Annotated in this window: 6 protein-coding genes; 4 read left to right on the top strand and 2 right to left on the bottom strand. The window is 52.1% G+C overall.

The genetic code is table 11. The features are described 5' to 3' along the window. Positions 1 to 402 precede the first annotated feature (402 nt). The gene (locus tag ACSPJT_RS19930; protein WP_435894319.1) at positions 403 to 2238 is read right to left on the bottom strand and encodes a sodium:solute symporter family transporter; all 1836 of its coding nucleotides are present in this window, start codon (positions 2236 to 2238) and stop codon (positions 403 to 405) included. A gap of 88 nt (positions 2239 to 2326) precedes the next feature. On the opposite strand from ACSPJT_RS19930, the gene kdsB reads away from it, so the two are divergent. The 4 genes from kdsB to ACSPJT_RS19910 all read left to right on the top strand — a co-directional run bounded on the left by kdsB (position 2327) and on the right by ACSPJT_RS19910 (position 5891). Continuing rightward, positions 2327 to 3070: a 3-deoxy-manno-octulosonate cytidylyltransferase gene (gene kdsB / locus ACSPJT_RS19925; protein WP_435894318.1), complete on the top strand. Its 744-nt coding sequence runs from the start codon at positions 2327 to 2329 to the stop codon at positions 3068 to 3070. A 33-nt stretch (positions 3071 to 3103) separates the two neighbouring features. Continuing rightward, entirely contained in the window at positions 3104 to 4717 is a 1614-nt protein-coding gene (locus tag ACSPJT_RS19920) for a CTP synthase (protein ID WP_435894317.1), read from the top strand. A 76-nt stretch (positions 4718 to 4793) separates the two neighbouring features. Continuing rightward, complete coding sequence (locus tag ACSPJT_RS19915) at positions 4794 to 5249, top strand: RidA family protein (RefSeq protein ID WP_435894316.1); 456 nt, start codon at positions 4794 to 4796, stop codon at positions 5247 to 5249. A 12-nt stretch (positions 5250 to 5261) separates the two neighbouring features. Next, a complete protein-coding gene (locus tag ACSPJT_RS19910; RefSeq protein ID WP_435894315.1) occupies positions 5262 to 5891 on the top strand; it encodes a DUF4190 domain-containing protein in 630 nt (209 codons plus the stop codon). Between the two features lie 10 nt (positions 5892 to 5901). Here ACSPJT_RS19910 and ACSPJT_RS19905 read toward each other — a convergent pair whose 3' ends face one another. Next, a complete protein-coding gene (locus tag ACSPJT_RS19905; RefSeq protein WP_435894314.1) occupies positions 5902 to 6213 on the bottom strand; it encodes a hypothetical protein in 312 nt (103 codons plus the stop codon). Positions 6214 to 6252: the final 39 nt, after the last annotated feature.

Below are 6252 nucleotides of genomic sequence, written 5' to 3'. Positions count from 1 at the left end.
GGGGGGTGTCAAAAAAATAAGTGGATAGATTAAGTAGCGGAGCAGGTCACTTACCGCGGGGGGCGTCTGAGCGTCGTCAGGCAGCGAGTAACGGTCACATCAAAGTTCCTCAGAGGGCTTAGGGCAAAACTTTTTAACATCTTCACATCTCCCGACAGATAAACCCCTGTTTCCACAATGGTTCCACACGAACTTTTTTAAAAACTTGACTCAAAATTTAGTAAGGAATTCCAAAACATCGCTGTGAACCGACCATCTAACACCGAGTAATATTGGCTCTATCACGAAAAACACGGAGGCCGTTCAGCCCCCGTGGATTGGTGGATTGCAGGGATTGCGCCCCACAATTCAGCCCTCTAACAAAACAGGAAGCCGTTAACTCGTTGTTTCAGAACACCTCCTCTAATTCACTTTCTTTTTACCGGGAATCACCATGCCACAAACTAGCGTCAGGAGAGTAGTGATTGGCCAGGCCCACCCAAAATAGTAGACAGGTTTCAATCCGTATTTGATCGATCCATCCGCCAAAACAGTCTCTGTTAGATCGTATGTAGGGAGGCTGGCCAAGGTCTCTGCCAACCACTGCCAATTACCCACGATCAACACCCACACATCGTTCCGAATGAGCAGCACTAACAGGAAGGAAATTGTGACACCAACAATGAGTCCTCGTGCACTGGCTCGACCTGTCATTGATGCCAAGAATAAACCTAACAGAGGACCCATCGTGTAAGCGGTCATTCCAAACGCCAATGGCAGTACAGCCACCCCCTCGCTCACCTTGACTAACAGCAGTGTGAAGAGAGTTAAACCGACTCCCCACATCACCACGAGCCATCGGGATTTTACAACGAGATTCAGACGGTCAAGTTCCTCGTCAGTTTTCGACTCCGGGTGATACATCAGAGAGAGCGTCGTCTGACTTAAAGCCGCCAAAATAGAGTCCAGGCTGGAAATTGCGGCAGCAAAGACCCCAGCCAAGATCAGACCACTCAATCCAACGGGTAAGACCGTGACGATCCACATGGGAAAGACGTTATCCGGTTTGTCCGGTTTCGCCACGTTGGACACACCATCGGGGTCCAACACAACCCGACTCTGCCCGTCCGCGGATTTTTCAGTCGCCCCTTTCCGTTCGATACGCGGAGCCGCAGCCATTTTTTCGGTAGCGATCGCCAGCTTCTCGCTCGTTTCCATCTGAGCCGCAGAAACAATCCGTCCATCGGGTGCCTGTTTCTCGATTTTCATCACCACAGCTCCCTCTGCTGGAGTGAATGGATTTTTGTCATAATGCACCACCAGCCCAGCTCCCACGAGGAGCATTAGCAGTGTCAGAGCCTGGCCAACAGAACTCCAGACCAGAGCCTTCTGTGCGTCCTTTTGGTTTTTACAACAGAACATCCGCTGGGCATTCAGCTGATCTACTCCGAAGGCGGTCATATTCTGGAATGGCACCGCCAGAATAGCGACCCAAAGAGTGAATTGTAGGTTAGCAGTGAAGCCCCATCGGTCGTCCCAAGTGATGGTTCTCCCCAGATTGTTCGCTGTTTCCCAATATTCCCCCCATCCTCCATTCAGGCCGCTGACGATATAGAACAGAGCCAAGAGTCCGCCAAATGTGAACAATCCAAACTGCATCACATCCGTCCAAATCACCGTGCGCATGCCGCCCATCAGGGTCCAGCCGATCGCGAACAAACCGATAATGATAATACAAATCCAGATCGGTAAACCTGTCACCACCTGAAGAGGAATGGCTGCTACAAAAACCCGGACACTTTGGCCCAATATACTTCCAATAGTGAAAACGACGGTCGCAAGTGTCTTCACCGTGCTCCCCAAACGCCGGCCCATGTAGTCATACGGACTGTAGATTTCCTGTTCGTAAAAAACGGGCACAAAATATTTGGCCACAATGACCCGCCCCATCACAGATCCGAGCCCCCATATTAAGTAAGTGAAATTTCCGTGCAGCGCAAAGAGCCCCCCAGCGACACCGATGAATGTCACACCACTAATCTCGGTGGCTATGATCGAGCCGCAGACTGCGGGCCAAGGTAACGAACGTCCACCCAGAAAGAAGTCGCGAATGGTCCCTTGCTTCCCTCGCATGGCATGGCCAACGACAGTTGTTAAAATCAAGTAACCAATGATGACCGCCCAGTCCCAGTATGTAAAAAATTCGTGAACCTGCTTCTCCATGGGCGCGGAGGCTAGCAGAGCCGTGGGGCTGTTCAATCTACAAACTAAAAACTTCAAACTATTTCCAAAAGAGTCTTGTCGTTTAGAGTCGGTCGTTCATAACTCACTTCCAGATTTGAGCAACGTGGCTACCTCTGGAAAACATCGTATTCTTGGCATCATCCCAGCTCGCTGGGCCTCGACCCGTTTCCCCGGAAAGCCGCTTCATGCGATCGCAGGAAAACCTTTGGTTCAGCATGTTTGGGAAAGGTGCCAGCGGTGCAAAGTTCTAGATGATGTGGTCATTGCTACCGACGACTCACGCATCGAGAAAGCCTGCATCGAATTTGGTGCCAAAGTCGTGATGACCTCGGCCGATCATCCGACAGGAACGGACCGCATCGCCGAAGCCGCCTCCGCGTTACCCGATGTAACCCACGTCATCAATATACAGGGTGACGAACCTTTGATCGATCCTGAGTTAATCGACCAATTAGGCGAAGCTCTTCTAGCCGACTCAGGAATTTCCATTGCCACCGCAGCCAACCCTCTTACCGACGACGCTCTGGTGTCCGACCCTAACGTGGTCAAGGTGGTGCTCGCCCTCAACGGAGACGCTCTGTATTTCTCCCGCAGCCCCCTGCCCTACCGCCGTTCAGAAAGCCCAGAGCTTCAGCTATATCGACACAAAGGAATTTACGCTTATCGTCGAGATTTCTTGGAAAAATTCGTCACTTGGGCTCCTTCGCCACTCGAACTTGCCGAGTCGCTTGAACAACTTCGAGCCCTGGAAAATGGGGCCCGCATTAAAGTCCTTATCACCAGCGACGAGTCACCCGGCGTTGATACCCTCGAACAAGCCCAACAGATCGAAGCCCTCCTCCGGTAGTCCATCATTCAAAAATTCACCATCCTACATTCCATGCCACAGCCCACTAAATATATTTTCGTCACCGGAGGCGTCGTTTCCTCACTCGGAAAAGGACTCGCCGCAGCCTCGCTGGGCACACTGCTCGAACACCGGGGGCTTTCTGTCATCCTACAGAAATTCGACCCCTACCTGAATGTCGACCCAGGCACCATGTCACCCTTTCAGCACGGTGAGGTTTACGTGCTCGATGACGGCGCCGAGACCGACCTCGATCTAGGCCACTACGAACGCTTCACGAACTGCACTCTGACCCGATTCAATAACCTCACTTCTGGCCAAGTCTTTGAAAATGTCATCCGCAAGGAACGCCGAGGTGAATATCTTGGAAAAACCGTGCAGTTCATTCCCCACTGCACCGATGAGATCAAAGCTCGTATCAATGATGTCACCCTTCGCTCAGACGCAGATGTGATCATCACTGAAATTGGTGGCACCGTCGGAGATATCGAAGGGCACCTTTTCCTAGAGGCGCTTCGTCAGTTCTCTCTCGAAGTCGGTCGCGATAATGTCTGTTTCATCCACGTGACGCTGCTGCCTCGCATCCGTGCTGCTGGCGAAATCAAAACCAAACCGACCCAACAATCGGTAGCCAAACTCCGTGAGATTGGAATTCAACCAGACATCGTCGTTTGCCGCACCGAACATGACCTTGACGAGGACAACCGCCGGAAAATCGCCATGTTCTGTAACGTCGAAGCGAAGAATGTAGTCGCCTTCCGCGATGTCGACCACACCATCTACGAGTGCCCACTCGACTTGCGCCGCGATAAGCTCGATCGCTTGGTCACGGACAAACTCGGTATCGAATCCGAAACTCCCGACCTCAAGGAGTGGCGCGCCTTTGTCGATCGCATCATCAATCCCACCCATGAGGTCAATATTGCTGTGGTTGGCAAATACATTGAGCTTCAGGACGCCTACAAATCTATCTACGAATCCCTCACTCACGCCGGAGCTAGCCACGATACCCGCGTGACCATCACCCGCGTAGAGGCCGAGGCGATTGAGAACGAGGGCGCTGTTCAGCACCTATCAGGCATGCACGGAATTCTTATTCCTGGAGGATTTGGGGACCGGGGAACTGAGGGCAAGATTCTCACCGCCAAATTCGCTCGCGAGAACAAGATCCCTTACTTTGGCATCTGCCTGGGAATGCAAATCGCCACCATCGAATTTGCCCGCAACGTCTGTGGTCTGGCCTCGGCCAATTCCACCGAATTTGATAAAGACACTGAGCACCCTGTAATTTGCCTTCAAGAAGAACAACAAGGCGTCGAAGATCTTGGAGCAACCATGAGACTCGGAGCCAGCGACTCCATCGTCTACCCCGGCACCAAAGCCGCCGAACTCTACGGTAGCGAATCGATCAGCGAACGCCACCGTCACCGTTACGAGTTTAATCCCGCTTACCGTGAACAAATTGAAAATGCGGGACTGAAAATCAGCTCGGTATCTGCTGACCAAGGCTTGGTGGAAATCGTCGAGATTCCCAATCATCCTTTCTACATCGGAGCTCAGTTTCACCCCGAGTTCCAATCCAAACCGAATCACCCTCACCCACTATTCTCAGGCTTCGTAGCCGCCGCTCTCAGCCAGAAAGCCTGATGTCTAACAGCATAGCATCCACTCGCAGCCCCTGTTGAGAATACACATCTCAGTCAACCAGCTACCTCTTCAAAAAATGAACATCGAATCCCGCATCCAAGAACTCGGCCATGCGCTGCCAGAAGCCCCAGCCCCCGCAGGCTCCTATGTGAACTGCGTCCGCTCAGGCAATCTTCTCTTTCTCGCCGGTGGCATCCCACCGCTCGATGATGAAACCTACAAAGGTAAAGTCCCCACCGACACTTCATTGGAAACAGCCCAAGAAGCAGCCAGACTAATCACCCTGAACCGTCTCGCGGTCGTCAAAGCCGAGATCGGAGATCTGGATAAAGTCACCCGCATTGTGAATGTCGGCGGCTTTGTGAACTCGGAACCGGACTTCTATCAGCACCCCGCCGTGATCAATGGATGCTCTGATCTGTTAGTCGAGATTTTCGGAGACAAAGGAGTGCATTCCCGCACCGCCATGGGCGCCGCCGCCCTTCCTCTGAATGTGTCCGTTGAGATCAATATGATCGTGGAAGTCGAATAACCGAAAACTCCGATGCTCCAGCAGCCCCCACCAGCATATCCCAACGTCGCCCCCGGGCGGACATCGGGCTTGGCGATCGCTAGCCTCGTCTGTGGCATCGCCTCTTTCGTGCCTATCTTTATTGGCAGTCTCGCGGCCATCATCTGTGGCCACATGGCCTTGTCTCAGATCAAGAAATCGGGACAACAACTAACGGGCAAAGGCATGGCCATTGCTGGCATGATTTTAGGTTATCTAACCTTCGCCATCTGCCTTATTGCCATGGCCGCAGCTATCGCGACGCCTGTAGTTATGAAGCAAAAACAGAAAGCGGAGAGTATAGACGAAATGAACCGTGCCAAAATACTCCACACTCATCTGTTAGCCTACGAGAAGGAGCATGGAAAATTTCCACCGACGCTGGGCACACTAGTTGATGAAGGGTACATCACATCACTGGATGATCTCCTGACTGCTGAGGGCGAAGGCTGGTATTACTACTATGGGCAGGACTCAAAAGCTGATCCGGATAATATTCTGCTCTTTGCGCCTAAATCAGGCGTCGCACTACACATCAGCGGCGAAACCAAATGGCACAAAGGTTACTCCGATCATATGCATGCTCTCTCCAGCATGAAAAACTACGACCGGACCCAAGAATAGCCGGCAAATATCAGCTCACGATCCACATCAAGCGTAGGGTCAGCAGCCCGAGTGTGATGTAGAAAATCCACTGGCTAATGCGCAGCCGTTTCTTTTCGTCATGGGCCATTTGAACCATGGCCACGAGCAGATTGTAGAACAGGAAGCCCAGCACCAGAAAAGAAGCACATACAGCGACATAGAAGCTGATGTGAGTGGAAAACCCACCCATCACAATAAGCACCGGCCACATGATGTAGCTGGCTATGAGATGCTGATGAATCTCCCTGCTCAGAGGTTTGACGCCGCATACTCCCAGAGAGGGGCGGCGTTTTTTCATCATGTTTTGCATTGGTTCCGTCTTATCTCATCAGGTTGTTGA

It is taken from the genome of Oceaniferula spumae, from assembly GCF_042849255.1.
In the GTDB taxonomy this organism is placed as follows: domain Bacteria; phylum Verrucomicrobiota; class Verrucomicrobiia; order Verrucomicrobiales; family Akkermansiaceae; genus Oceaniferula; species Oceaniferula spumae.
This window is presented reverse-complemented; position numbering and strand designations above follow the sequence as displayed.